Below are 24,505 nucleotides of genomic sequence, written 5' to 3' on the forward strand. Positions count from 1 at the left end.
GACGGCCGGATTGTTTTTGTAACGCCGCGGCAGGGTATCTTGTCTGAACGATTGTATACAACTCTATGGACATACAGTCTGAACATTGCATACAGTGAGCGCACAACAAAAACAGAGACCCCTCACTATGACTATCCCGAAGGCGTCACCGCAGCGGCCCGAAGATGAAAATCTAGGCGTCGCCGCCAACATGGCTTACGGCCTGCAGCATGTGCTCACCATGTACGGCGGCATTGTTGCTGTACCGTTGATCGTCGGCCAGGCGGCCGGGTTGTCACCTGCGGATATTGGCCTATTGATCGCCGCGTCACTGTTCGCCGGCGGCCTGGCCACGCTGTTGCAAACCCTTGGCCTGCCGTTCTTCGGTTGTCAGCTGCCGCTGGTGCAGGGCGTGTCGTTCGCGGGTGTGGCGACGATGGTGGCGATCGTCGGCAGCGACGGGGCAGGGGGCGTGCCGGCGATTCTCGGCGCGGTGATGGCCGCGTCGTTCATTGGTTTGTTGATCACTCCGGTGTTCTCACGCATCACCCAGTTTTTCCCGCCGCTGGTGACCGGTATCGTGATTACCACCATCGGCCTGACCCTGATGCCCGTGGCGGCGCGCTGGGCCATGGGCGGCAACAGCCGCGCGGCGGATTTCGGCAGCATGTCGAATATCGGCCTGGCTGCACTGACGTTGGTGCTGGTGTTGCTGTTGAGCAAAATCGGCAGCGCAGCCATCTCGCGCTTGTCGATTTTGCTCGCGATGGTGATCGGCACGCTGATCGCGGTGTTTTTGGGTATGGCCGACTTCTCCGCCGTCACCCAGGGGCCCATGTTCGGTTTCCCCACGCCCTTCCATTTCGGCATGCCGACCTTTCATGTGGCGGCGATTATTTCCATGTGCATCGTGGTGATGGTCACGCTGGTGGAAACCTCGGCGGACATCCTGGCGGTGGGCGAGATCATCGACACTAAAGTCGACTCCAAACGCCTCGGCAATGGCCTGCGCGCCGACATGCTGTCGAGCATGTTCGCGCCGATCTTCGGCTCCTTCACGCAAAGCGCATTCGCCCAGAACGTCGGCCTGGTGGCGGTCACCGGCGTGAAGAGTCGGTTCGTGGTGGCAACGGGCGGGGTGTTCCTGGTGGTGCTGGGCCTGCTGCCGTTCATGGGCCGGGTGATTGCCGCCGTGCCCACATCGGTGCTTGGCGGGGCCGGCATTGTGTTGTTCGGCACGGTGGCCGCCAGTGGTATTCGCACGCTGTCCAAGGTGGATTATCGCAACAACATGAACCTGATCATCGTGGCCACCAGTATCGGTTTCGGCATGATCCCCATCGCTGCCCCCAGTTTCTATGACCAGTTTCCCAGCTGGTTCGCGACCATTTTCCATTCGGGCATCAGTTCGTCGGCGATCATGGCGATCTTGCTGAACCTGACGTTCAACCATTTCACCGCCGGTAACTCGGACCAGCAATCGGTATTCGTGGCGGGGACTGAGCGCAGTTTGTGCTTTCGCGACGTGGCGGCGCTGCGCGATGGGGATTACTACCGAGGTGGGAAGTTGTTCGATGCCGAAGGTAAGGAGATTCCGCTGGTGGCGGATAGCTTGAAGAAAGCCGCAAAGCCCGAGACCAGTGAGGTTTGAATGTGGGAGGAAGTAAGGCCTGATGCCAGTCTGTAGGAGCGAGCTTGCTCGCGAAAAACGTCAACGGTGACGCGTGCTTTCTGAATGAACGCAGTGCCTGTGAGTTTTTCGCGAGCAAGCTCGCTCCTACAAAAAGCCTTAAGGCAAGCCCCCTCCCACATTGGAATTCAGCCAGCTTTGAGCGCCGTGTGCTGCATTGAGCACACCTCATCCAGAAACTTCACCACTGTCCCCATGCACGCCTGGCGTTCTTCCACATGGGGCATGTGGCTGGAGTCTTCGAACAGCGCCCAGCGCACGTCCGGGATTTCATCCAGGAACGGCTTGACCACCAACGGCGTGGCTTCGTCATGGCGGCCGGAGATCACCAGGGTCGGCACCTTGATGGCCGACAGCCGGCCAATCACATTCCAATCCTTCAAGCTGCCAATCACATGGAACTCAGTCGGGCCGCTCATGGCGTGGTACACCGTCGGGTCGGCATCGACCTGGGCGAAGGTGCGCGCCACCTCTTCCGGCCATGGGTTGACGCGGCACACGTGCTGGTCGTAGAAAATCCGCGAGGCCGCTTGGTATTCCGGGTCTTGGTAGTTACCGGCGGCCTCATGCTTGAGCAGGGTTTCATGCACACCTTCGGGCAACAATTTGCGCAGCCGATTGGCCTCGCTGACCCAGGTGCGCATGCACGTCGGTGAGTTGGCCGGGATAAAGGCGCGCAGGCCTTTGGGCTGCAAAATGGCATGTTCGCTGCCAAGCATGCCGCCCCAGGATTGCCCGAGGATCGCGTAGTTATCGCTGATTTGCAGGTGGTCGAGCAGGTTGTTCAACTCGTCGAGGAACAGGCCGATGGTCCAGAACGAAGAAGGCTTGTCAGGTAAATGCGTCGAGCGGCCATTGCCCAATTGGTCGTAGTGAATCACCGCATGGCCACTGGCGGCGACATCCTTGAATGCGTCGACGTAATCGTGGGTGCAGCCGGGGCCGCCATGGATGATCACCAGCGGTGTGCGGCCTGTCGCCAGTTCACCGGTGATGCGATACCACGTCTGATAGGCGCCGAAGGGTGCGTAGCCTTCGCGGACTTTCTCGATGAATTCCATTTCGTACCCTGCTCTGAAAAAAGGATCAGGGCTACGATAGTCTGCACGCAACGTTTAGGTAACTAGCAAAACAGCTAGGTTTTGCCTAAGGATCAATCGTCCAGCAACCGGTAGTGCGTGGCTCGCACCACCGCCTGCACGCGGTTCTTGGCGCCCAATTTGTGCATGGCCGATGCCAGGTGCAGGGTGACCACCGCCAGCGAACGGCTCAATTGCGCGGCGATCTCGGCTGCAGTCAAGCCATCGGCGGCCCATTTCAGGCACTCGCGCTCGCGTTTGGTCAGGTGGATATGCGGGTAGGTGCGCAACGCTTTGTTGAATAAAGGGTAAGCCGCCTCCTGTAACGCATGGCTGATCACGCTGAAGTCCGACAAGGTTTGCTGCGCATCCTTCAATACCGTGCTCGCCGTGCCGGTGCGCAGGCCGGTCAACGAGGCGAAGCCACCGCGGGGCAGGTGGATCGGTACGCTGACGCCGCAGGTCAACTGCTGTTCGTGCAGGTAGGACGAAACGGGTGCATGGCAGGGGTCGATGATCGTTTGCAGGGCAGTCTCGGCCTTGGCCTCATAAGACCAGACAAATGGCGACACACTGTTCAAGGCCAAATGTTGCACCGGGTCGATCTGGTAGAACCCTTCGCTGCACCACAAGGCGTGCCAGTCGGTCGGCGTGTTGCGCAGTTGCAGCACCGAGGGCGTGATCAGCGCACCGTTGAGGTCGATAGGCACTGGCGTGTAGTCGTACACCAGTGCATCGAAGCCCAGCTGTTGGGCGAGGATAAACGTATTGTCCATCTGCTCGTCCAGGCTCCTGCCCGGCATCAGACGACTATTGAAGGCAGTTAGCTTGGCCAGCATCCGTTCTGCTCCCGAATTCATTTGAATCTCGACTTGCTGCAAGTAGAATGCCACGCCCCGGCGAAGGACTGCCAGGCCAAACCTATAAGAAACGCTAGGTTATGGACGCGCGGCATCCTCGGTAGTGTTGACGTGATAAACGGCCACTACCTGCCAGGCCGATACAACACAAGGAATGTATGCATGTGGCGTGAAATAGCCCCCGACCAGCAGTACAACGTGCAAGTCGACGGCCATAACCTCGTGGTCTACAGCTTTGGCGAAGGCGATGAGGTGCTGCTGTGCCTCAACGGCGGCCCGGGCCTGCCGTGTGACTATTTGCGCGACGCCCATGGCTGGCTCAAAGAACATAACCTGCGAGTGGTTGCATTCGACCAGCTTGGCACCGGCGCATCAGCCAGACCGGACGACGTTTCCCTGTGGGAAATCGGCCGTTATGTCGAAGAAGTTGAAAGCGTCCGCCAGGCCCTGGACCTGGGCCGTGTGCACTTGCTCGGGCACTCCTGGGGCGGTTGGCTGGGCATCGAGTACGCCATTCATTATCCCGATGCGCTGAAAAGCCTGATCCTCGAAAACACCGTCGGCGATATTCCGCACCTGTCCCAGGAGCTTGAGCGCCTGCGCGGCGCCCTCGGCAGTGAAACCGTGGCCATGATGCAACGTCATGAAGCCATGGGCACCCTCGACCACCCGCAGTATCAAGCCGCGATCACCTTGCTCAACTACCGCCACGTCTGCCGTCTGGATGAATGGCCGGAGCCGGTCAAACGCTCCCTCGGCGACTGGAACATGGGGCCCTACGAAACCATGCAAGGCCCCAACGAATTCCTGTATGTCGGCAACCTCAAGGACTGGAACCGCATCGCCGAAATGGCCGACTTCAGCATGCCGATGCTGATTACCACCGGCCAGCACGACGAACTCACCCCGGCCTGTGCCATGCGCATGAAAATGGCGGCCCGGCATGCCGAATTGCACGTATTTCCCAACAGCAGCCATATGCCGTTCTACGAAGAACCCCAAGCATATTTCCCGGTGCTGCTGGACTTTCTCGCCCGCCACCGAGGCTGATGGATGAACCTGGCCCGCTACCGCTTCGTGTTGTCCCGGCCCCTGCAATTGTTGCCGGTGCTGTTGGGCATCAGTTTGATCACCTTTGTGCTGGTGCGCTCGATCCCGGGCGATCCGGCGCGTGCGCTGCTGGGCTCGCGCAGCACGCCGGACGCATTGCTGAAAATCCGCGCCCAGTACGGCCTCGATGAGCCGTTATGGCTGCAATACTTCTATTTCCTGAAGAACCTGCTCAAGGGCGACCTCGGCCAATCGTTATTGTACAAGGTCGACGCCCTCAAGCTGATCGTCACCCGCATCGAGCCGACCCTGGTGCTGGTGCTCGGCAGCGTGGTGCTGGCGCTGTTGATCGCGCTGCCGCTGGCGACACTGGCGGCGCGCAATAAAGGCGGCTGGCCCGACACCCTGATTCGCGTGTTCACCACGGTCGGCCTGGGCATGCCGGCGTTCTGGCTGGGCCTGATGCTGATCCTGTTGTTGAGTGTGCAATGGGGCCTGTTTCCGGTGTCCGGTTATGGCCGCACCTGGCTGGACAAGGCCCACCATATGCTGCTGCCGTGTCTGACCATTGCGCTCGCACTGTCGGCGGTGCTGGTGCGTAATCTGCGCGCGAGCATGCTGGTGGAGCTGCAGGCCGACCATGTCACCGCTGCACGGGCGCGGGGGCTGTCTGAAGCCGCCGTGTTCCGCCGCCATGTGGTGCCCAACTCGCTGGTGCCGGCGGTCAACCTGCTGGCAGTGAATATCGGCTGGCTGATCAGCGGCACGGTGGTCATCGAAAGCCTGTTCGCCATTCCCGGCATCGGCCAGTTGCTGGTGCGCGGTATTTTTACCCGCGATTACATGGTGGTGCAGGGCGTGGCGATGGTACTGGCCTGTGCGACGGTGGTGGTCAACTTCGTCGCCGACGTGGTGACGGTGGCCCTCGACCCACGGGTGAAGATGCAATGAACAGCCGCCCATTGGTCGCCCCCTGGCGCCTGCGCCTGGGTTTTGGCAACGGTCGCCTGACTGCCGCGTGGGGCCTGTTGATACTGTTTGCATGGTTGACCCTGGCGCTGTTCGCGCCGTGGATCGCCCCCTACGACCCCATCGCGCAGAACACCGAGATGAGTCTGCTCGCGCCCGGCATTGCGCACCCGTTCGGCACGGACAACTACGGTCGCGACATCCTTTCACGGGTGATCTGGGGCGCGCGCATCGACCTGCAACTGGCGATTGTCGGGGTGATCTTTCCGTTCATGATCGGCACCTTCGTCGGCGCGGTGTCCGGCTATATTGGCGGGCGCTTCGACAGTGTGTGCATGCGCGTGATCGATGTGGTGCTGGCGTTTCCGTTCCTGGTGCTGATGCTGGCGATCATGGCCATTCTCGGGCCTGGGCTGCAGAGCTTTTACATCGCCATGGCGCTGGTGGGCTGGGTGTCGTATGCGCGGTTGATCCGCTCGCAGATTCTGGTGCTCAAGGAAAGCGAGTTCGCCCTGGCCGCCAAGAGCCTGGGGTTTGGCCATGGGCGCATCCTGTTCCGGCATTTGCTGCCCAATGCGCTGTTCGGCTCGATTGTGTTTTCCATGTCCGACGCGGTGCTGGTGCTGCTCAACGGTGCGGCCGTGAGCTACCTGGGCCTGGGCGTGCAACCGCCCACCGCCGAATGGGGGACGATGGTCGCCGAAGGCCAGGCCTTCATCACCACCGCCTGGTGGATCTGCACCTTTCCAGGGGTGGCCATCGTGACCCTGGCCATGGGCTTCAGCCTGCTGGCCGATGGTGTGGCGCAAGTCTTGGGGGCTCGTTCATGAGCCTGCTGCAGGTGCGCGACCTCAGTGTGATCGCCAATAACGCCGGGCGCGAGCTGTGCCTGGTCGACCGCGTGTCCTTTGACCTGGCCGAAGGCGAAATCCTGGGGTTGGTCGGTGAAAGCGGTTCGGGCAAGACCCTGGCCTGTCGCGCGCTGATGCGCCTGTTGCCGTCGTCCAACCTGCGCGTACAAGGCGGCGCAGTACAGTTGGCCGGCCAGGACCTGTTGCGCCTGGATGAAGCCGGCATGCGTACCATCCGGGGCGGGCAGTTGGGCATGATTTTCCAGAACCCCAGCAGTCACCTGGACCCGTTGATGCGTATCGGCGAGCAGATCGCCGAGGGCATCCGCCTGCATCAGGGCACATCGAAAAAAGACGCGCGCCTGCAGGCCATCGACGTGCTGCGCCAAGTAGGTATTCCCGACCCGCAAGCGCGGGTCGACAACTACCCCCATGAATTTTCCGGCGGCATGCGCCAGCGCGCGATGATTGCGGTAGCCCTGGGGTGCAACCCGAAGGTGCTGATCGCGGACGAACCCACCACCGCCCTCGATGTGACGGTGCAGGCGCAAATCCTGCGGCTGTTGCTCGACCTTCGCGACAAGCGTGGCCTGTCGATCATCATGATCACCCATGACCTCGGCGTAGTGGCGCAAAGCTGCGACTCCATCGCGGTGATGTACGCCGGGCGCCTGTGCGAACACGGCAGCAAATACGATCTGCTCGCCCATCCCCGGCATCCGTACACCGCCGGGCTGATCGACTGCCAGCCTGCCCACAGCAGCGGTCATGCATTGCTGCGCACTATCCCTGGCCAGCCACCGCTGCTCGACGCATTGCCTGACGGCTGCCGTTTCAACCCCCGCTGCCCGCAGGTCGGCGCGCTGTGTACGGCGCTGTTGCCGGAAGGCGTACGGGTGGCGTGTCACTATCCCCTCGGAGAACGCCCATGAGTCTGCTGCAGATCAAGGACCTGGAGGTGCGCTTTGCCGCGTCCGGCACTGGCCTGTTCGGGTTGAACAAGCAGTGGGTGAGGGCGGTGAACGGGGTTTCACTGAACCTGGCGGCCGGTGAAACCCTCGGGCTGGTGGGCGAGTCCGGCAGCGGTAAAAGCACGTTGGGACGGGCGATCTTGCACCTGAACCCGATCAGCGCCGGGCAGGTGTTGTTTGACGGTGTCGACATGGCCCAGGGCAGCGCCATCGATATTGCGCGGTTGCGCCAGGAAACCGCGATGATTTTCCAAGACCCTTACGCCGCCCTGAACCCGCGCCTCACTCTCGGCGAAACCCTCGCCGAAGTGTTGCGGGTGCAGCGCAAGGTCGCCCCGGAAAACATCCGCGCCCGGGTCGATGAGCTGCTTGAGCTGGTCGGTCTGCGGCCTGAATTGGCGTCGCGCAAGCCAGGCTCCCTCAGCGGCGGCCAGTGCCAGCGCGTGGGGATCGCACGGGCGCTGGCGGTGGAGCCGCGCTTGATCATCGCCGACGAATGCGTGGCGGCGCTGGACGTGTCGATCCAGGGCCAGATCATCAACTTGCTGCTGCAATTGCAACAGCGCATGAACCTGGCGATCCTGTTCATCGCCCATGACCTGGCCATCGTGCGGCGCCTGTGCGACCGCGTGGCGGTGATGTACCTGGGCAAGATCGTCGAGGAAGGGCCGGTGGAAGCGGTGTTCACGGCACCGCGTCACCCGTATACGGCGGCGTTGATCGAGGCGATTCCGCAGATTGACCCGCATCGTTCGTTACCGGCGCAGCCGCTGCCCGGCGAACCCCCCAGCCCACTGAACCTGCCCACAGGTTGCGCGTTTCACCCGCGTTGCCGGTATGCCCGCGCCATGTGTTCCGTGGTGTTGCCGCCCACCCATTCGCTGCATGAGCATCGATACAGTTGCGTGCTTGAACAACCTTTGACCCTTCCTGCCCATCATGAACAAGGAGTTATGACATGCAATCGCGCCATTTGAAATTGCTCGCCGCCGCCACGCTGACCGCCTGGTCCCTCACTGCCGGCCTGGCTCAGGCCGCCGGCGTCTTGACCATCGGCTGCCGTGAAGACAGCACCACCTTTGACCCGATCAAAAGCGCGCAGAACCGCGATACCTGGGTGTTCGCCAACGTCTACGACACCCTGGTGCGCGTGGATAACCTGGGCACCAAAATGGAACCGGGCCTGGCGCAAAGCTGGGAGATTTCCAAGGACGGCCTGACCTACACTTTTAAACTGCGCGAGGCGAAGTTTTCCGACGGTTCGCCGATCACCGCCAGCGATGCGGCGTTCAGCCTGTTGCGCATCCGCGATAACAAGGCGTCGCTGTGGAGTGACCCGTTCAGCCTGATCGACACCGCCAAGGCCAGCGATCCGAAGACGCTGGTGGTCACCCTGAAAACCCCGGCGGTGGCGTTTCTCTCGCAATTGGCCTCGCCAACGGTGTCGATCCTGTCGGAAAAAGCCATGACGAGCATGGGCGAAGACGCCTACTCGGAAAACCCGGTGACCTCCGGCGCGTTCACCGTGGACGAATGGCGCAAGGGCGACCGCGTGATCCTGAAGAAGAACCCGAACTTCTGGCAGGCCAGTAAGGTCAGCCTGGACGGCGTGGAATGGGTGTCGGTCACCGACGACAACACACGCATGCGCATGGTGCAGAACAACGAGCTGGACACGGCGATCTTCGTACCTTTCTCCCGCGTTGAGGAGCTGAAGAAAGACCCGAACGTGGTGATCCACGCCGACCCGTCCACCCGCGAAGATCACCTGCTGATCAACCACGCGCACGGCCTGCTGGCCAAGCCGCAGGTGCGTGAAGCGCTGGACATGGCCATCGACAAACAATCGTTGGTAAAGACCGCCACTTACGGGCAAGGCACCGTGGCGTATTCCTACATCCCCAAAGGCTCGCTGTATCACTACGCCAATAACCTGCAGCGCCCGTATGACCCGACTGCGGCCAAAAAGCTGCTGGCAGAGGCGGGCGCCACGGACTTGAAGTTGAACTATGTGGTCAATGCCGGCAATGAAGCTGACGAGCAGATTGCGGTGATCATCAAGGACCAACTGGCCAAGGTCGGCGTCACCGCCAACCTGCAGAAGGTCGACCCGACCCAGAGCTGGCAGATGTTGGTGGACGGTGAGTACGATATTTCGGTGATGTACTGGACCAACGACATCCTCGACCCGGACCAGAAGACCACCTTCGTGCTGGGCCACGACACCAACCAGAACTACATGACCCGCTACCAGAACGACAAGGTCAAGGCGCTGGTGGCACAAGCGCGCATCGAGGCCGATCCGGCCAAGCGTGAGCAGATGTACGTGGAATTGCAGAAACTGGCGAAGCAGGATGTGAACTGGATCGATCTGTATTACAGCCCGTATATCAACATCTCACGCAAGAATGTGAGCAACTTCCTGCAGAACCCGTTGGGGCGCTTCACGCTCGAGGAAGTGGTGAAAAACTGACAAGCGCTGCAATACCAATGTGGGAGGGGGCTTGCTCCCGATAGCGGTGGATCAGCCAATTAATCTGTTGGCTGACACTCCGCTATCGGGAGCAAGCCCCCTCCCACATTTTGATTTAGGTTGTGTCAGGGGTTATTGCGCGTCAAACGCCTGCCCATTGATGCCCGCACTGTCCGGCCCCATCAAATACAGGTACACCGGCATGATCTCTTCCGGCGCTGGCCTTTCCATCGGGTTTTCCCCTGGGTACGCCTGGGCTCGCATACTGGTGCGCGTACCGCCCGGGTTGATGCTGTTGGCGCGCACGGCGGCCACATCCTCCAGCTCATCGGCCAGGGTTTGCATCAAGCCTTCAGTGGCAAACTTCGACACACCGTAGGCGCCCCAATACGCCCGGCCCTTGCGCCCGACGCTGCTGGAGGTGAACACCACCGACGCATCCTGGGACAGTTTGAGCAGCGGTAGCAAGGTGCTGGTCAGCATGAACATCGCGTTGACGTTCACGTGCATCACGCGCATGAAGTTCTCGCCGGACAACTGTTCGATCGGTGTGCGTGGGCCGATGATCGAGGCGTTGTGCAGCAGGCCGTCGAGGCGGCCGAATGCCTTTTCGATCATCGCCGCCAGCTCATCGTATTGATGGGGCAGGGCGGTCTCCAGGTTGAACGGGATCACCACCGGCTGCGGCTGGCCCGCCGCTTCGATCTCGTCATACACCTGGGCCAGGTTGGCTTCGGTCTTGCCCAGCAGCAGTACGGTGGCGCCGTGGGCCGCGTAGGTTTTCGCCGCAGCGGCGCCGATCCCACGGCCGGCACCGGTAACCAGGATGATGCGGCCTTTGAGCAGTTCTGGCGGTGCAGCGTAATCAAACATAAATAGCCTCGACAAAATTCAGTATGTGGCCAAAATCCAAACAGTAAACAAATCCAAATGTGGGAGGGGCGGTGCGACGATTCGACTTGCTCCCGATTGCGGTGGGTCAGTCACAAATACAGTGACTGACACCCTGCTATCGGGAGCAAGCCCCCTCCCACATTTTGGATCTTCATCGGTCAGCAGCATCGCGAACAATCAGCAACTGCACAGCGCGTTATCCAGCACCTTGCGCAGTTCCAGCGGGTGATCCACCACCACATCCGCCCCCCAGTGACGCGGGTTGTCATCCGGGTGAATGTAGCCATAGGTGACCGCCGCCGTGCGCGTACCGGCGTCGCGGCCGGATTCGATATCACGCAAATCATCGCCCACGAACAACACGCTGGCCGGATCCAGGTTCAGCAGCTTGCACGCCAGGAGCATCGGCTCCGGGTCCGGCTTGCTGTTTTTCACGTGATCCGGGCAGATCAGCACGGCCGAGCGTTCGGCCAGGCCCAGTCGCTGCATGATCGGCTCGGCAAAGCGCACCGGCTTGTTGGTGACCACGCCCCAGATCAGCTTGGCTTTCTCGATGTCTTCCAGCAGTTCGGCCATACCGTCGAACAGTTTGCTGTGCACCGCGCAGTCCTTGAGGTAGCGCTCGAGGAATTCCTGGCGCAGGTCTTCAAAGCCTGGCGACTCCGGGTCCATCGAGAAGGTCACGGCGACCATGGCCCGCGCGCCACCGGAGATTTCATCGCGGATGTGCTGCGGATTGACCGGTGCCAGGCCGCGCTCGGCACGCATGGCCTGGCAGATGGCGATAAAGTCCGGCGCGGTGTCCAGCAGGGTACCGTCCATGTCGAAGAGAACCGCTCGCAACTTCACAGGCTTACTCCTCGCGCAGGGTCTGGATCATGTAGTTGACGTCAACGTCGCTGGCCAGCTTGTAGTGCTTGGTCAGTGGGTTGTAGGTCAGGCCGATGATGTCTTTTACGCTGAGGCCGGCCTGACGGCTCCAGGCCCCCAGCTCGGATGGGCGGATGAATTTCTTGAAGTCATGGGTGCCGCGCGGCAGCAGCTTCATGATGTATTCGGCGCCGATGATCGCGAACAGATAAGCCTTGGGATTGCGGTTGATGGTGGAAAAAAACACCTGGCCGCCGGGCTTGACCATGCGGAAGCAGGCGCGGATCACCGAAGACGGGTCGGGCACGTGCTCGAGCATTTCAAGGCAGGTGACCACGTCAAACTGCTCAGGCATTTCCTCGGCCAGGGCTTCGGCGGTGATCTGGCGGTACTCCACGCTCACGCCAGATTCCAGCTGATGCAACTGGGCCACGGCCAGCGGCGCTTCGCCCATGTCGATGCCCATCACGGTAGCGCCGCGCTGGGCCATGGCTTCACTGAGGATGCCACCGCCACAACCCACATCCAGCACCTTCTTGCCGGCCAGGTTGACGCGTTCGTCAATCCAGTTGACCCGCAGCGGGTTGATGTCATGCAGGGGCTTGAACTCGCTTTCACGGTCCCACCAGCGGTGGGCCAGGGCTTCGAATTTGGCGATTTCGGCGTGGTCGACGTTGCTCATGGTGAATCCTCTGAATCTGATAAATCGGTTTATTCGCTGTGCCCGCTGATGCGCTGGCCCCAGGCAATGGCCGTGGCGGTCAACTGTGCTTCATCCATGCGGGTCAATCGTCGGTCGTCGAGCAACTGCTTGCCGGCGACCCAAAGGTGTTTCACGCAATCGCGACCGGTAGCGTAGATAAGCTGTGAAACCGGATCGTAGATCGGTTGTTGCGCCAGCCCCGAAAGGTCGAAGGCGACGATATCTGCGGCCTTGCCGACTTCCAGCGAGCCGATCTGGCCGTCCAGGCCCATCGCCCGCGCGCCATTGAGGGTCGCCATGCGCAGCGCGCGATGGGCGTCCAGCGCGGTCGCCGAACCAGCGACAGCCTTGGCCAGCATGGCGGCGGTGCGGGTTTCGCCCAACAGGTCGAGGTCGTTGTTGCTGGCGGCGCCGTCAGTGCCTATAGCCACATTGACGCCGGCCTGCCACAGGCGTTCAACCGGACAGAAGCCGCTGGCCAGTTTCAGATTCGATTCCGGGCAATGAATGACGCTGGTGTTGCTTTCTACCAGCAAAGCCAGGTCATCCTCGCTGATTTGGGTCATGTGAACGGCCTGGAAGCGCGGGCCCAGCAAGCCAAGGCGAGCCAGGCGCGCCAATGGCCGCTCACCGGTCTGTTCCACCGCCTGCTGCACTTCGAAGGCGGTTTCGTGCACATGCATATGAATCGCGGCGTCCAGTTCTTCGGCGATTACCCGGATCTTTTCCAGGTTGGTATCGTTGACGGTGTAAGGCGCGTGGGGGCCGAACGTGATCTTGATGCGGGGGTGGTGCTTGAGGTCGCCGAACAGCTCGATACCCTGGCGCATTGCCTCATCGGCGCTGCTGGCGCCGGGAATCGGGAAATCCAGGATCGGAATGGCGATCTGTGCGCGCATGCCGCTGTTGTGCACGCAGTCGCTGGCGACCTTGGGGTAGAAATACATATCCGAGAAGCAGGTGATGCCGCCTTTGAGCTGCTCGGCGATGGCCAGGTTGGTGCCATCGCGGACGAAGGCTTCATCGACCCACTTGGCCTCGGCGGGCCAGATGTGTTTTTCCAGCCAGGTCATCAACGGCAGGTCATCGGCCAGGCCGCGAAACAGGCTCATGGCCGCATGCCCGTGGGCGTTGATCAGGCCCGGGCTAAGCAGCATGCCGGGCAGCTCGCGCACCTCGCTGGCCTCAAGCTTGAGCGCCGCCGCCCGCGGCCCGATAAACACGATGCAGCCGTCCCGAATACCCAGGCCATGCTCCTTGAGCACCACGCCAGCGGGTTCGACGGGGACCAGCCAGGTCGGCAGGAGCAATAAGTCGAGCGGGGCGGCAGTGGGCGTCATCGCAGGCTTCTTCCTGGGCAGCTATAAAAGAAGGGCGAAGTATACCCGAGCGTCCTGGCTGGCGGATCGCTATAATCGGCGGCTTTTGTTCATGAGTACGGGGAAAGGGATGCGCGACCGACTGTTGGCTGCAGAGAAGGTGAAGGCCATCGATTGGCGTGATGGCGTGCTGCACCTGCTCGATCAGCGTGCGCTGCCGGCCCGGGAATGCTGGGTGGCCTGCTCGACCGTCGGCGAGGTGGCCGCCGCCATTCGCTCGATGGTGGTGCGCGGCGCGTCGGCCATCGGCATCAGCGCGGCCTACGGGCTGGTCATGGCTGCCCGTGAGCGCATGGCTGAAGGCGGCGACTGGCAAGCAGCGTGGGAAGAAGACTACGCACTGCTGGCCGATACCCGACCCACCGCATCGAATCTGTTCTGGGCACTGAAGTGCATGCGCGATCGCCTCGACCGCCTCAAGCAGCACGCCGACCCATTGGCCGTGCTGGAAGCTGAAGCCATCGCCATCCATGAAAGTGACCGCGAGGCCAATGTCGTCATGGCCCAATTGGGTATGGAGCGGATTCGCAAGCACCAGGGCAATGCCCAGGCGATCCTCACCCATGGCAACGCCGGCGCGTTGGCTTCGGGCGGTGTCGGCACGGCCCTCGGGGTGATTCATGCGGCGTTCCTGGAGGGGCTGGTCGAGCAGGTCTATGCCAACGAAACCCGTCCCTGGCTGCAAGGCTCGCGCCTGACGGCGTGGGAGTTGGCAGGCGCGGGTATCCCGGTGACGGTCAATGCCGACTCCGCCGGGGCGCATATCCTCAAAACCAAAGGCGTGACCTGGGTGGTGGTCGGCGCTGACTGCATCGCGGCCAATGGCGATGTGATCAGCAAGATCGGCACCTATCAGTTGGCCGTGTGCGCCATGCACCATGGCGTGCGCTTTATGGTGGTGGCGTCGAGCTCGACCCTCGACCTGATGATGGCCACTGGCGATGATGTGGCCCTGGAAGAGCGTGATGTGGCTGAGTTGCTGGAGGTGAATGGCCAGCGGCTGGAGGTTCAGGCCTTCAATCCGGTTTTCGACGTCACCCCGGCTGACCTGATTGATGTGATCGTCACCGAGAAAGGGGTGGTGGAGCGGCCGGATGCGGCGAAGCTGGCCAGGTTGATGTGCCGTAAGCGGCTGCATTGAGGGTGGTGGTGTTTGTTGAAGAGCAATCGGGAGCAAGCCCCCTCCCACATTTGATTTGTGAACACAGTCAAAATGTGGGAGGGGGCTTGCTCCCGATTGGCCCTGAAAGTCAATAAAACTTCCGGATCCACCCCCAAAAAACAGCACCACCCCATCTCTGAGCCTCTCTCGTCCTCCTCAAGCCTGTCATTCAACAAATTACTAGCCTCCATGCGCATCAGGGGGATAGGTGCGTGGCGGCGGTTGTGATAACATCCGGCGGTTTCCAGGGCCGCCCCGAGGGGTTGCCCATAACGTGCAGATCCGTGTCATAACTCGTTGATTTGTCGTAAGTCGTTGTCAGGCACCGTGCCGGCAGCGGCGAGCTTCGTTCGTCCCATCTGGATGTGACGAAGTTTCACCCGAAAAAGGAATCAGGCTTCTCATGGGCGAACTGGCCAAAGAAATCCTCCCGGTCAATATCGAAGACGAGCTGAAACAGTCCTACCTCGACTACGCGATGAGCGTAATTGTCGGTCGGGCACTGCCTGATGCGCGCGACGGCTTGAAGCCCGTGCACCGGCGTGTGCTGTTCGCGATGAGCGAGCTGGGTAACGACTGGAACAAGCCGTACAAGAAATCTGCCCGTGTTGTCGGTGACGTGATCGGTAAGTATCACCCTCACGGCGACACTGCGGTGTACGACACCATCGTTCGGATGGCCCAGCCGTTTTCCCTGCGCTACCTGCTGGTAGACGGCCAGGGCAACTTCGGTTCTGTCGACGGCGACAACGCCGCAGCCATGCGATACACCGAAGTGCGCATGACCAAGCTGGCGCACGAGCTGCTGGCCGACCTGCATAAAGAAACCGTGGACTGGGTGCCGAACTACGACGGCACCGAAATGATCCCGGCCGTGATGCCCACCCGTATTCCCAACCTGCTGGTCAACGGTTCCAGCGGTATCGCCGTGGGCATGGCGACCAACATCCCGCCGCACAACCTCGGTGAAGTGATCGACGGTTGCCTGGCCCTCATCGACAACCCCGAGCTGACCATCGATGAGCTGATGCAATACATCCCCGGCCCGGACTTCCCGACCGCCGCGATCATCAACGGTCGCGCCGGCATCATCGAAGCCTACCGCACCGGCCGTGGCCGCATTTACATGCGTGCCCGCTCGATGATCGAAGACATCGACAAGGTCGGTGGCCGCCAGCAGATCGTCATCACCGAACTTCCGTACCAGTTGAACAAGGCGCGCCTGATCGAAAAGATCGCCGAGCTGGTTAAAGAGAAGAAGCTCGAAGGCATCACTGAACTGCGCGACGAGTCCGACAAAGACGGTATGCGCGTGGTGATCGAGCTGCGTCGTGGCGAAGTGCCCGAGGTGATCCTCAACAACCTCTACGCCCAGACCCAGCTGCAAAGCGTGTTTGGTATCAACGTGGTTGCGCTGATCGATGGCCGCCCGCGCATCCTGAACCTCAAGGACCTGCTGGAAGCCTTCGTGCGTCACCGTCGCGAAGTCGTCACCCGCCGTACCGTGTTCGAACTGCGCAAGGCCCGCGAGCGCGGCCACATCCTGGAAGGCCAGGCGGTTGCGCTGTCGAACATCGACCCGGTGATCGCCCTGATCAAGGCCTCGCCAACCCCGTCGGAAGCCAAGGAAGCGCTGATCAGCACGCCGTGGGAATCCAGCGCCGTGGTCGCGATGGTTGAACGCGCCGGCGCCGACTCGTGCCGTCCGGAAACCCTGGACCCGCAATACGGCCTGCGCGAAGGCAAGTACTTCCTGTCGCCGGAACAGGCCCAGGCCATCCTGGAACTGCGCTTGCACCGCCTGACCGGCCTGGAGCACGAGAAGCTGCTGGCCGAGTACCAGGAAATCCTCAACCAGATCGGCGAGTTGATCCGCATCCTCAACAGCGCCGTGCGCCTGATGGAAGTGATCCGCGAAGAACTCGAAGTGATCCGCGCCGAATACGGCGACGTGCGCCGTACCGAAATCCTCGACGCACGCCTCGACCTGACCCTGGGTGACATGATCCCGGAAGAAGAGCGCGTGGTGACCATTTCCCACGGCGGCTACGCCAAGACCCAGCCATTGGCGGCCTACCAGGCCCAGCGTCGTGGCGGTAAAGGTAAATCGGCCACCGGCGTGAAGGATGAGGACTACATCGCCCACCTGCTGGTCGCCAACAGCCACACCACGCTGTTGCTGTTCTCCAGCAAGGGCAAGGTGTACTGGCTGAAAACCTACGAAATTCCTGAGGCCTCCCGCGCTGCCCGTGGTCGCCCGCTGGTCAACCTGCTGCCGCTGGACAGTGATGAATACATCACCACCATGTTGCCGGTCGATGAATACACCGAGGGTCACTTCATCTTCATGGCCACCGCCAAAGGCACCGTGAAGAAGACGCCGTTGGAATCCTTCAGCCGTCAACGCAGCGTGGGCCTGATCGCCCTGGAACTGGATGAAGGCGATGTGCTGATTTCGGCGGCCATCACCGACGGCGAGCGCGAAGTCATGCTGTTCTCCGACGGCGGCAAGGTCACGCGCTTCAAGGAATCCGACGTTCGCGCCATGGGCCGTACTGCCCGTGGTGTGCGCGGCATGCGCCTGCCGGAAGGGCAGAAGCTGATTTCCATGTTGATCCCGGAAGAAGGCAGCCAGATCCTCACCGCTTCCGAGCGTGGCTACGGCAAGCGCACCGCCATCAGCGAGTTCCCGGAGTACAAGCGTGGCGGCCAGGGCGTGATCGCCATGGTCAGCAACGACCGCAACGGCCGTCTGGTCGGCGCGGTGCAGGTGCTAGACGGCGAGGAAATCATGCTGATTTCCGACCAGGGCACCCTGGTACGTACCCGCGTGGCAGAAGTCTCGAGCCTGGGCCGTAACACCCAGGGCGTGACTTTGATCAAGCTGGCCAAGGACGAGAAGCTGGTCGGTCTTGAGCGTGTGCAAGAGCCTTCGGAAGTTGAAGGTGAAGAGCTGGAAGACGAGGAGTTCGACGGCGAGGTAATCGCAACCGGCGATGACAGCGTCGACGAGCCAACCCTCGATGCAGCCGCAGACGAAGAAGAACCGCAGGAATAAGCGGACACACAGGGGGCGGATGAAGATTCGCCCCCTTGTTGTTTGTCCCCTTTGAAATACAACGCCGCCCCCTGTAGGAGCGAGCTTGCTCGCGAAAGTCGCCAACGATAACGCGGGCTGCCAGAGACGCCCTTGCGCTCTCGGGTTTTTCGCGAGCAAGCTCGCTCCTACAGTGTTTGATTTCAGTCCCACCAGATCAGAGAGATTGGATGTGAGCAAGAGAGCCTATAACTTCTGTGCCGGTCCCGCGGCGCTTCCTGAAGCAGTCCTGCAGCGCGCGCAGGCTGAACTCCTCGACTGGCATGGAAAAGGCCTCTCCGTGATGGAAATGAGCCATCGCAGCGATGAGTTCGTGTCCATCGCCACCAAGGCCGAGCAGGACCTGCGCGACTTGCTGGACATCCCCTCCCACTACAAAGTGCTGTTCCTGCAAGGCGGCGCGAGCCAGCAGTTCGCCCAGATTCCGCTGAACCTGCTACCGGAAGACGGCACGGCGGACTATATCGACACCGGTATCTGGGGGCAAAAGGCCATTGAAGAGGCCTCTCGCTACGGTCATGTCAACGTGGCAGGCACCGCCAAGCCATATGACTACTTCGCCATTCCGGGTCAGAACGAATGGAAACTGTCGAAGGACGCGGCCTACGTGCACTACGTCGCCAACGAAACCATCGGTGGCCTGGAATTCGATTGGGTGCCGCAGGTGGGCGACGTGCCGCTGGTGTGCGACATGTCTTCGGACATCCTCTCGCGCCCGATCGATGTGTCCAAATACGGCATGATCTACGCCGGCGCGCAGAAAAACATCGGCCCGAGCGGCATCCTGGTCAACATCATCCGTGAAGACCTGCTGGGTCGCGCCCGCTCGCTGTGCCCGACCATGCTCAACTACAAGGTCGCGGCCGATAACGGCTCGATGTACAACACTCCGCCGGCGTTCGCCTGGTACCTGTCCGGCCTGGTGTTCGAATGGCTCAAGGAGCAGGGCGGCGTGGCGGCCATGGGCAAGCTCAACGAAGTGAAGAAGCGCACCCTGTACGACTTCATCGACGCCAGCGGCCTGTACAGCAACCCGATCAACCTCAGCGACCGCTCGTGGATGAACGTGCCGTTCCGCCTGGCTGACGACCGACTGGACAAGCCATTCCTGGCCGGCGCCGAAGCGCGTGGCCTGTTGAACCTCAAGGGCCACCGTTCGGTCGGCGGCATGCGCGCCTCCATCTATAACGCTGTCGACATCCACGCGATCAACGCGCTGGTTGCCTACATGGCAGAGTTTGAAAAGGAACACGGCTAATGTCTGAGCAAGAACTCAAGGCCCTGCGTGTACGCATCGACAGTCTGGACGAGAAAGTTCTCGAGCTGATCAGTGAGCGCGCACGCTGCGCCCAGGAAGTGGCGCGGGTGAAAATGGCGTCCCTGGCAGAAGGCGAAGTGCCGGTGTTCTACCGGCCCGAGCGAGAAGCCCAGGTGCTCAAACGCGTGATGGAACGCAACCAAGGCCCGTTGGGCAACGAAGAAATGGCGCGGTTGTTCCGTGAAATCATGTCTTCATGCCTGGCCCTGGAGCAGCCGCTGAAAGTGGCGTACCTCGGTCCGGAAGGCACCTTCACCCAGGCGGCGGCCATGAAGCATTTCGGCCATGCCGTGATCAGCAAGCCGATGGCGGCGATCGACGAAGTGTTTCGCGAAGTGGCGGCCGGTGCGGTGAATTTTGGCGTGGTGCCGGTGGAAAACTCCACCGAAGGCGCGGTCAACCACACGCTGGACAGCTTCCTGGAACACGACATGGTGATCTGTGGTGAGGTCGAGCTGCGTATCCACCATCACCTGTTGGTGGGCGAGAACACCAAGACCGACAGCATCAGCCGGATCTATTCTCACGCCCAGTCCCTGGCCCAGTGCCGCAAGTGGCTGGATGCGCATTACCCGAATGTCGAGCGCGTAGCGGTCTCCAGCAATGCCGAGGCGGCCAAGCGGGTCAAGGGCGAGTGGAACTCGGCGGCGATTGCCGGCGATATGGCGGCGGGCCTGTATGGCTTGACGCGCCTGGCCGAGAAAATCGAGGACCGCCCGGACAACTCCACGCGTTTCCTGATGATTGGTAGCCAGGAAGTGCCGCCCACCGGCGACGACAAGACGTCGATCATCGTTTCCATGAGCAACAAGCCCGGCGCGCTGCATGAGCTGCTGGTGCCGTTCCATGACAACGGCATCGACCTGACGCGCATCGAGACGCGTCCTTCGCGCAGCGGTAAATGGACCTACGTGTTCTTCATCGACTTCATCGGGCATCACCGCGACCCACTGGTCAAAGGCGTGCTGGAGAAAATCAGCCAGGAGGCCGTGGCACTCAAGGTGCTGGGCTCTTACCCGAAAGCGGTTTTGTGAGGCTTTAACATGAGTGGCAACTTCCTCGCCCTGGCGCAGCCGGGCGTGCAACAACTGTCGCCTTACGTTCCGGGCAAGCCTGTGGACGAGCTGGCGCGTGAGTTGAATCTGGACCCGTCCAGGATCGTCAAGCTGGCGAGTAACGAAAACCCGCTGGGCCCGAGCCCCAAGGTGCTGGCGGCGATTCGTGAAGAGCTGGCTGAGCTGACCCGTTACCCCGACGGCAACGGCTTTGCCCTCAAGTCGCTGCTGGCGCAAAAATGCCGGGTCGATCTGAACCAGGTGACCCTGGGCAACGGTTCCAACGACATCCTTGAGCTGGTCGGTCGCGCTTATCTGGCGCCGGGCCTGAATGCGGTGTTCAGTGAGCATGCCTTTGCGGTCTACCCGATCGTGACCCAGGCCGTAGGCGCGGATGCCCGCGTTATACCGGCAAAAGAGTGGGGCCATGACCTGCCGGCGATACTGGCGGCCATCGACGCCCAGACCCGCGTGGTGTTCATTGCCAACCCGAACAACCCTACCGGTACCTGGTTCGACGCACAGGCGCTGGACGACTTCCTGCAAGGCGTGCCCGAGCATGTGCTGGTGGTGCTGGACGAGGCTTACATCGAGTACGCCGAAGGCAGCGACCTGCCGGATGGCCTGGACTTCCTGGCGGCCTACCCGAACCTGCTGGTGTCGCGCACGTTCTCCAAGGCCTATGGCCTGGCCTCGCTGCGGGTCGGCTACGGCTTGTCCACGGCGGTGGTCGCCGATGTGCTGAACCGCGTGCGCCAGCCGTTCAACGTCAACAGTCTCGCCCTGGCGGCGGCCTGTGCGGCGATCAAGGATGTCGACTATCTGGCAGAAAGCCGTCGCCTCAACGAAAGCGGCATGCAGCAATTGCAGGCAGGTTTCCGCGAGCTGGGCCTGGGCTGGATTGCGTCCAAGGGCAACTTCATCTGTGTCGACCTCGGCCAGGTAGCTGCCCCGGTCTTCCAGGGGTTGCTGCGCGAAGGCGTGATCGTGCGCCCGGTGGCCAATTACGGCATGCCGAATCACCTGCGTGTCACCATCGGTTTGCCGGCTGAGAACAGCCGCTTCCTGGAGGCGTTGGCCAAGGTTCTGGCCCGTGGTTGATGTCACTGCATTGCAACCTGCTGTGCCTATGATCGGTCGCCTGGTGGTGGTCGGTCTTGGATTGATCGGTGGCTCCTTCGCCAAAGGCCTGCGTGAGAGTGGTTTGTGCGGCGAAGTGGTCGGCGTGGACCTGGACCCGCATTCGCGCCAGTTGGCGGTAGAACTGGGGGTGGTAGACCGTTGTGAGGCGGACCTGGCCATCGCGTGCCAGGGCGCCGACGTGATCCAGTTGGCGGTGCCGATCCTGGCCATGGAAAAGCTCCTGGCGATTTTGGCCGGCCTGGACTTGGGCAGCGCGATTCTCACGGATGTCGGCAGTGCCAAGGGCAATGTGGTGCGCGCGGCGCAACTGGCGTTTGGTGAAATGCCGCCGCGCTTCGTGCCGGGCCATCCGATTGCCGGTTCCGAGCAGAGTGGGGTGGAAGCGTCCAATGCGCAGCTGTTTCGTCGGCACAAAGTGATCCTTACCCCGCTTGCGCAGACCGACCCAGCGGCGTTGGCCGTGGTGGATCGGCTGTGGCGGGAGCTGGGGGCGGACGTGGAGCATATGCAGGTCGAACGCCACGACGAAGTGCTCGCTGCTACCAGTCATCTGCCCCATCTGCTGGCGTTTGGCCTGGTGGATTCGTTGGCCAAACGTAACGAAAATCTGGAGATTTTCCGCTATGCCGCCGGAGGTTTTCGCGACTTCACGCGGATTGCCGGCAGCGATCCGGTGATGTGGCACGACATCTTCCTCGCCAATCGCGAAGCGGTGTTGCGCACCCTGGACACCTTCCGCAGCGACCTAGATGCCTTGCGCGACGCGGTTGATGCGGGCGATGGTCACCAATTACTGGGCGTGTTCACCCGTGCGCGGGTTGCGCGTGAGCACTTCAGCAAGATCCTGGCGCGCCGGGCCTATATGGAAACTGCTGTGGACGCCGACGAGCTGACGTTCATCGCCAGCCCCGCTGGCCGCTTGAGCGGGCGCATCCGGGTGCCGGGTGACAAGTCGATCTCCCATCGGTCGATCATGCTGGGCTCATTGGCCGACGGCGTGACCGAAGTTGAAGGCTTCCTGGAGGGCGAGGATGCCTTGGCGACGTTGCAGGCATTTCGCGACATGGGCGTGGTGATCGAAGGGCCGCACCATGGGCGGGTGACGATTCATGGCGTGGGTTTGCACGGCCTGAAACCGGCGCCAGGGCCGATTTACCTGGGTAACTCCGGAACGTCCATGCGCCTGTTGTCCGGGTTGCTGGCGGCGCAGCGCTTCGACAGCGTGCTGACGGGCGACGCATCGCTGTCCAAGCGCCCGATGAGTCGGGTGGCTGAGCCGTTGCGGGAAATGGGCGCAGTGATCGAGACCGGGCCGCAAGGGCGTCCGCCGCTGACCATTCGCGGCGGTCAGGCGCTGAAAGGCTTGAATTATGTACTACCGATGGCCAGCGCCCAGGTGAAATCCTGCCTGTTGTTGGCCGGGCTGTATGCCGAAGGTAAAACCTGCGTGACCGAGCCTGCACCGACCCGCGACCACACCGAGCGCATGTTGCGCGGTTTTGGCTATCCGGTAGGTGTGGAGGGCGCGACGGCGTCGGTTGAATCCGGGCATGCGTTGACCGCTACCCATATAGAAGTGCCGGGAGACATTTCATCTTCGGCATTTTTCCTGGTCGCGGCCACGATTGCCGAGGGTTCCGAGTTGTTGCTGGAGCATGTCGGTATCAACCCGACCCGCACCGGGGCGATCGATATCCTGCGCCTGATGGGTGCGGACATCACCTTGGAAAACCCGCGTGAAGTGGGCGGGGAAACGGTCGCCGACCTGCGTGTACGCGCGGCTGTGCTCAAGGGTATCGAGATTCCCGAAGCGCTGGTGCCGCTGGCGATCGACGAGTTTCCCGTGCTGTTCGTCGCTGCCGCCTGTGCGCAGGGGCGCACCGTGCTGCGCGGTGCCGAGGAGTTGCGGGTGAAGGAGTCCGACCGTATCCAGGTCATGGCCGACGGTCTGTTGGCGCTGGGTGTGAAGTGTGAACCGACGCCTGATGGGATTATCATCGACGGCGGCCCGATAGACGGCGGCGACGTGCATGCCCATGGCGATCATCGGATTGCCATGGCGTTCAGCGTGGCATCCTTGCGAGCGGCGGCGCCGATTCGTATCCGTGATTGCGCCAACGTTGCTACATCTTTTCCGAATTTTCTTACACTGTGTGCCCACGTCGGCATGCGTGTTGCCCAAGAGGCTCAATTGTGAATATCAAAGCACCGGTGATTACCATCGACGGGCCAAGCGGCTCGGGCAAAGGCACGATCGCCGGCATCCTGGCCAAGCGCCTGGGCTGGTGCCTGCTGGATTCCGGCGCGCTGTATCGCCTGCTGGCGTTCGCTGCGCGTAACCATGGTGTGGATCTGACCAACGAAGAGTTGCTGACGAAAATCGCCGCCCATCTGGACGTGCAGTTCATCGCGGCGACCGACGGTCAATTGCAGCGCATCATCCTCGAAGGTGATGAAGTCAGTGACGTGATTCGCACCGAGAGTATCGGCGCCGGCGCGTCCCAGGTGGCGGCTCTGCCGGCGGTTCGCGAGGCTTTGCTGCAGCGCCAGCGCGCGTTTCAGGAGCCGCCGGGCCTGGTGGCCGACGGCCGCGACATGGGCACCGTGGTGTTTCCCGAGGCGCCTTTGAAGATTTTCCTGACCGCCAGCGCCGAGGAGCGTGCCCGCCGCCGCTACTTGCAGTTGAAGGGCAAAGTCGATGGTGTTAGTCTGTCTAGTCTGCTAGATGAGATCCGTGCACGCGATGAGCGTGATACCCAGCGTGCGGTAGCCCCGCTCAAGCCGGCGGCTGACGCCATACAGCTGGATTCCACGGAGTTGTCCATCGAGCAGGTGCTGGAACGCATCATGAGCGAGATCGCCATTCGCGATATCGTCGGGTGACCAAGAAGGTTGCAGGGGACCAGTCATAGTCCTGCGACGCTTCTTTTAATTGAAACTGACCCACACCGTCTGGGGTGTG

Annotated in this window: 20 protein-coding genes; 14 read left to right on the forward strand and 6 right to left on the reverse strand. The window is 61.7% G+C overall.

Annotation, left to right across the window (positions count from 1 at the left end):
- The first annotated feature begins 127 nt into the window (after nt 1–127).
- A complete protein-coding gene (locus C4J88_RS07715) occupies nt 128–1,630 on the forward strand; it encodes a nucleobase:cation symporter-2 family protein (RefSeq protein WP_124406626.1) in 1,503 nt (500 codons plus the stop codon).
- Between the two features lie 167 nt (nt 1,631–1,797).
- On the opposite strand, the gene C4J88_RS07720 is transcribed toward C4J88_RS07715, so the two are convergent.
- Entirely contained in the window at nt 1,798–2,730 is a 933-nt protein-coding gene (locus tag C4J88_RS07720) for a proline iminopeptidase-family hydrolase (RefSeq protein WP_124366314.1), read from the reverse strand.
- A 92-nt stretch (nt 2,731–2,822) separates the two neighbouring features.
- Nucleotides 2,823–3,587, reverse strand: coding sequence for a LuxR family transcriptional regulator (locus C4J88_RS07725; protein ID WP_124370070.1), 765 nt, complete (start codon nt 3,585–3,587; stop codon nt 2,823–2,825).
- Nucleotides 3,588–3,770: 183 nt separating this feature from the next.
- Between C4J88_RS07725 and C4J88_RS07730 the strand changes: the two genes are divergently transcribed.
- Genes C4J88_RS07730 through C4J88_RS07755 form a run of 6 tightly spaced genes read left to right on the forward strand, consistent with a single transcriptional unit; the run spans nt 3,771 to nt 9,922 of the window.
- Complete coding sequence (locus C4J88_RS07730) at nt 3,771–4,658, forward strand: proline iminopeptidase-family hydrolase (protein WP_124406627.1); 888 nt, start codon at nt 3,771–3,773, stop codon at nt 4,656–4,658.
- 3 nt (nt 4,659–4,661) lie between these two features.
- Complete coding sequence (locus C4J88_RS07735; protein WP_124406628.1) at nt 4,662–5,609, forward strand: ABC transporter permease; 948 nt, start codon at nt 4,662–4,664, stop codon at nt 5,607–5,609.
- Nucleotides 5,606–6,457 (forward strand): ABC transporter permease, encoded by an 852-nt coding sequence (locus tag C4J88_RS07740; protein WP_124406629.1) that lies wholly within the window; start codon nt 5,606–5,608, stop codon nt 6,455–6,457. The genes C4J88_RS07735 and C4J88_RS07740 overlap by 4 nt, the downstream gene beginning before the upstream one ends.
- The gene (locus C4J88_RS07745) at nt 6,454–7,410 is read left to right on the forward strand and encodes an ABC transporter ATP-binding protein (protein WP_124406630.1); all 957 of its coding nucleotides are present in this window, start codon (nt 6,454–6,456) and stop codon (nt 7,408–7,410) included. Before C4J88_RS07740 ends, C4J88_RS07745 begins: the two co-directional genes overlap by 4 nt.
- Nucleotides 7,407–8,426 carry an ABC transporter ATP-binding protein gene (locus C4J88_RS07750; protein ID WP_124406631.1) on the forward strand — a complete coding sequence of 340 codons (1,020 nt, stop codon included), beginning with the start codon at nt 7,407–7,409 and terminating at the stop codon, nt 8,424–8,426. The genes C4J88_RS07745 and C4J88_RS07750 overlap by 4 nt, the downstream gene beginning before the upstream one ends.
- Nucleotides 8,408–9,922: an ABC transporter substrate-binding protein gene (locus tag C4J88_RS07755; protein ID WP_124406632.1), complete on the forward strand. Its 1,515-nt coding sequence runs from the start codon at nt 8,408–8,410 to the stop codon at nt 9,920–9,922. The genes C4J88_RS07750 and C4J88_RS07755 overlap by 19 nt, the downstream gene beginning before the upstream one ends.
- A gap of 132 nt (nt 9,923–10,054) precedes the next feature.
- On the opposite strand, the gene C4J88_RS07760 is transcribed toward C4J88_RS07755, so the two are convergent.
- The 4 genes from C4J88_RS07760 to C4J88_RS07775 all read right to left on the reverse strand — a co-directional run bounded on the left by C4J88_RS07760 (nt 10,055) and on the right by C4J88_RS07775 (nt 13,729).
- A complete protein-coding gene (locus C4J88_RS07760; protein ID WP_124406633.1) occupies nt 10,055–10,795 on the reverse strand; it encodes a YciK family oxidoreductase in 741 nt (246 codons plus the stop codon).
- Between the two features lie 198 nt (nt 10,796–10,993).
- A complete protein-coding gene (gene mupP / locus C4J88_RS07765; protein WP_124406634.1) occupies nt 10,994–11,665 on the reverse strand; it encodes an N-acetylmuramic acid 6-phosphate phosphatase MupP in 672 nt (223 codons plus the stop codon).
- A 4-nt stretch (nt 11,666–11,669) separates the two neighbouring features.
- A complete protein-coding gene (gene ubiG, locus C4J88_RS07770) occupies nt 11,670–12,368 on the reverse strand; it encodes a bifunctional 2-polyprenyl-6-hydroxyphenol methylase/3-demethylubiquinol 3-O-methyltransferase UbiG (protein ID WP_124361853.1) in 699 nt (232 codons plus the stop codon).
- Between the two features lie 29 nt (nt 12,369–12,397).
- Complete coding sequence (locus tag C4J88_RS07775; protein ID WP_124406635.1) at nt 12,398–13,729, reverse strand: TRZ/ATZ family hydrolase; 1,332 nt, start codon at nt 13,727–13,729, stop codon at nt 12,398–12,400.
- Between the two features lie 109 nt (nt 13,730–13,838).
- Between C4J88_RS07775 and mtnA the strand changes: the two genes are divergently transcribed.
- The 7 genes from mtnA (at nt 13,839) to cmk (ending at nt 24,426) form a co-directional block, all read left to right on the forward strand.
- A complete protein-coding gene (gene mtnA, locus C4J88_RS07780; RefSeq protein WP_124406636.1) occupies nt 13,839–14,909 on the forward strand; it encodes an S-methyl-5-thioribose-1-phosphate isomerase in 1,071 nt (356 codons plus the stop codon).
- A 424-nt stretch (nt 14,910–15,333) separates the two neighbouring features.
- Entirely contained in the window at nt 15,334–17,988 is a 2,655-nt protein-coding gene (gene gyrA / locus C4J88_RS07785) for a DNA gyrase subunit A (RefSeq protein WP_124406637.1), read from the forward strand.
- 211 nt (nt 17,989–18,199) lie between these two features.
- A complete protein-coding gene (gene serC, locus C4J88_RS07790; RefSeq protein WP_124406638.1) occupies nt 18,200–19,285 on the forward strand; it encodes a 3-phosphoserine/phosphohydroxythreonine transaminase in 1,086 nt (361 codons plus the stop codon).
- Complete coding sequence (gene pheA / locus C4J88_RS07795) at nt 19,285–20,379, forward strand: prephenate dehydratase (protein WP_094952927.1); 1,095 nt, start codon at nt 19,285–19,287, stop codon at nt 20,377–20,379. The genes serC and pheA overlap by 1 nt, the downstream gene beginning before the upstream one ends.
- A gap of 9 nt (nt 20,380–20,388) precedes the next feature.
- Nucleotides 20,389–21,501: a histidinol-phosphate transaminase gene (gene hisC, locus C4J88_RS07800; protein WP_124406639.1), complete on the forward strand. Its 1,113-nt coding sequence runs from the start codon at nt 20,389–20,391 to the stop codon at nt 21,499–21,501.
- A gap of 28 nt (nt 21,502–21,529) precedes the next feature.
- The gene (locus tag C4J88_RS07805; protein ID WP_256659126.1) at nt 21,530–23,740 is read left to right on the forward strand and encodes a bifunctional prephenate dehydrogenase/3-phosphoshikimate 1-carboxyvinyltransferase; all 2,211 of its coding nucleotides are present in this window, start codon (nt 21,530–21,532) and stop codon (nt 23,738–23,740) included.
- On the forward strand, nt 23,737–24,426 hold the full coding sequence (cmk, locus tag C4J88_RS07810) for a (d)CMP kinase (RefSeq protein ID WP_124403470.1): 690 nt from the start codon (nt 23,737–23,739) through the stop codon (nt 24,424–24,426). Before C4J88_RS07805 ends, cmk begins: the two co-directional genes overlap by 4 nt.
- Nucleotides 24,427–24,505: the final 79 nt, after the last annotated feature.

Origin of the sequence: Pseudomonas sp. R4-39-08, assembly GCF_003852275.1 — a bacterium.
In the GTDB taxonomy this organism is placed as follows: domain Bacteria; phylum Pseudomonadota; class Gammaproteobacteria; order Pseudomonadales; family Pseudomonadaceae; genus Aquipseudomonas.

Bases quoted from the DNA above. Each gene is read 5' to 3' on its own strand.
- C4J88_RS07715 (WP_124406626.1), top strand. From the start codon at position 128: ATGACTATCCCGAAGGCGTCACCGCAGCGGCCCGAAGATGAAAATCTA.
- C4J88_RS07720 (WP_124366314.1), bottom strand. From the start codon at position 2,730: ATGGAATTCATCGAGAAAGTCCGCGAAGGCTACGCACCCTTCGGCGCC.
- C4J88_RS07725 (WP_124370070.1), bottom strand. From the start codon at position 3,587: ATGCTGGCCAAGCTAACTGCCTTCAATAGTCGTCTGATGCCGGGCAGG.
- C4J88_RS07730 (WP_124406627.1), top strand. From the start codon at position 3,771: ATGTGGCGTGAAATAGCCCCCGACCAGCAGTACAACGTGCAAGTCGAC.
- C4J88_RS07735 (WP_124406628.1), top strand. From the start codon at position 4,662: ATGAACCTGGCCCGCTACCGCTTCGTGTTGTCCCGGCCCCTGCAATTG.
- C4J88_RS07740 (WP_124406629.1), top strand. From the start codon at position 5,606: ATGAACAGCCGCCCATTGGTCGCCCCCTGGCGCCTGCGCCTGGGTTTT.
- C4J88_RS07745 (WP_124406630.1), top strand. From the start codon at position 6,454: ATGAGCCTGCTGCAGGTGCGCGACCTCAGTGTGATCGCCAATAACGCC.
- C4J88_RS07750 (WP_124406631.1), top strand. From the start codon at position 7,407: ATGAGTCTGCTGCAGATCAAGGACCTGGAGGTGCGCTTTGCCGCGTCC.
- C4J88_RS07755 (WP_124406632.1), top strand. From the start codon at position 8,408: ATGCAATCGCGCCATTTGAAATTGCTCGCCGCCGCCACGCTGACCGCC.
- C4J88_RS07760 (WP_124406633.1), bottom strand. From the start codon at position 10,795: ATGTTTGATTACGCTGCACCGCCAGAACTGCTCAAAGGCCGCATCATC.
- ubiG (WP_124361853.1), bottom strand. From the start codon at position 12,368: ATGAGCAACGTCGACCACGCCGAAATCGCCAAATTCGAAGCCCTGGCC.
- C4J88_RS07775 (WP_124406635.1), bottom strand. From the start codon at position 13,729: ATGACGCCCACTGCCGCCCCGCTCGACTTATTGCTCCTGCCGACCTGG.
- mtnA (WP_124406636.1), top strand. From the start codon at position 13,839: ATGCGCGACCGACTGTTGGCTGCAGAGAAGGTGAAGGCCATCGATTGG.
- gyrA (WP_124406637.1), top strand. From the start codon at position 15,334: ATGGGCGAACTGGCCAAAGAAATCCTCCCGGTCAATATCGAAGACGAG.
- pheA (WP_094952927.1), top strand. From the start codon at position 19,285: ATGTCTGAGCAAGAACTCAAGGCCCTGCGTGTACGCATCGACAGTCTG.
- hisC (WP_124406639.1), top strand. From the start codon at position 20,389: ATGAGTGGCAACTTCCTCGCCCTGGCGCAGCCGGGCGTGCAACAACTG.
- C4J88_RS07805 (WP_256659126.1), top strand. From the start codon at position 21,530: ATGATCGGTCGCCTGGTGGTGGTCGGTCTTGGATTGATCGGTGGCTCC.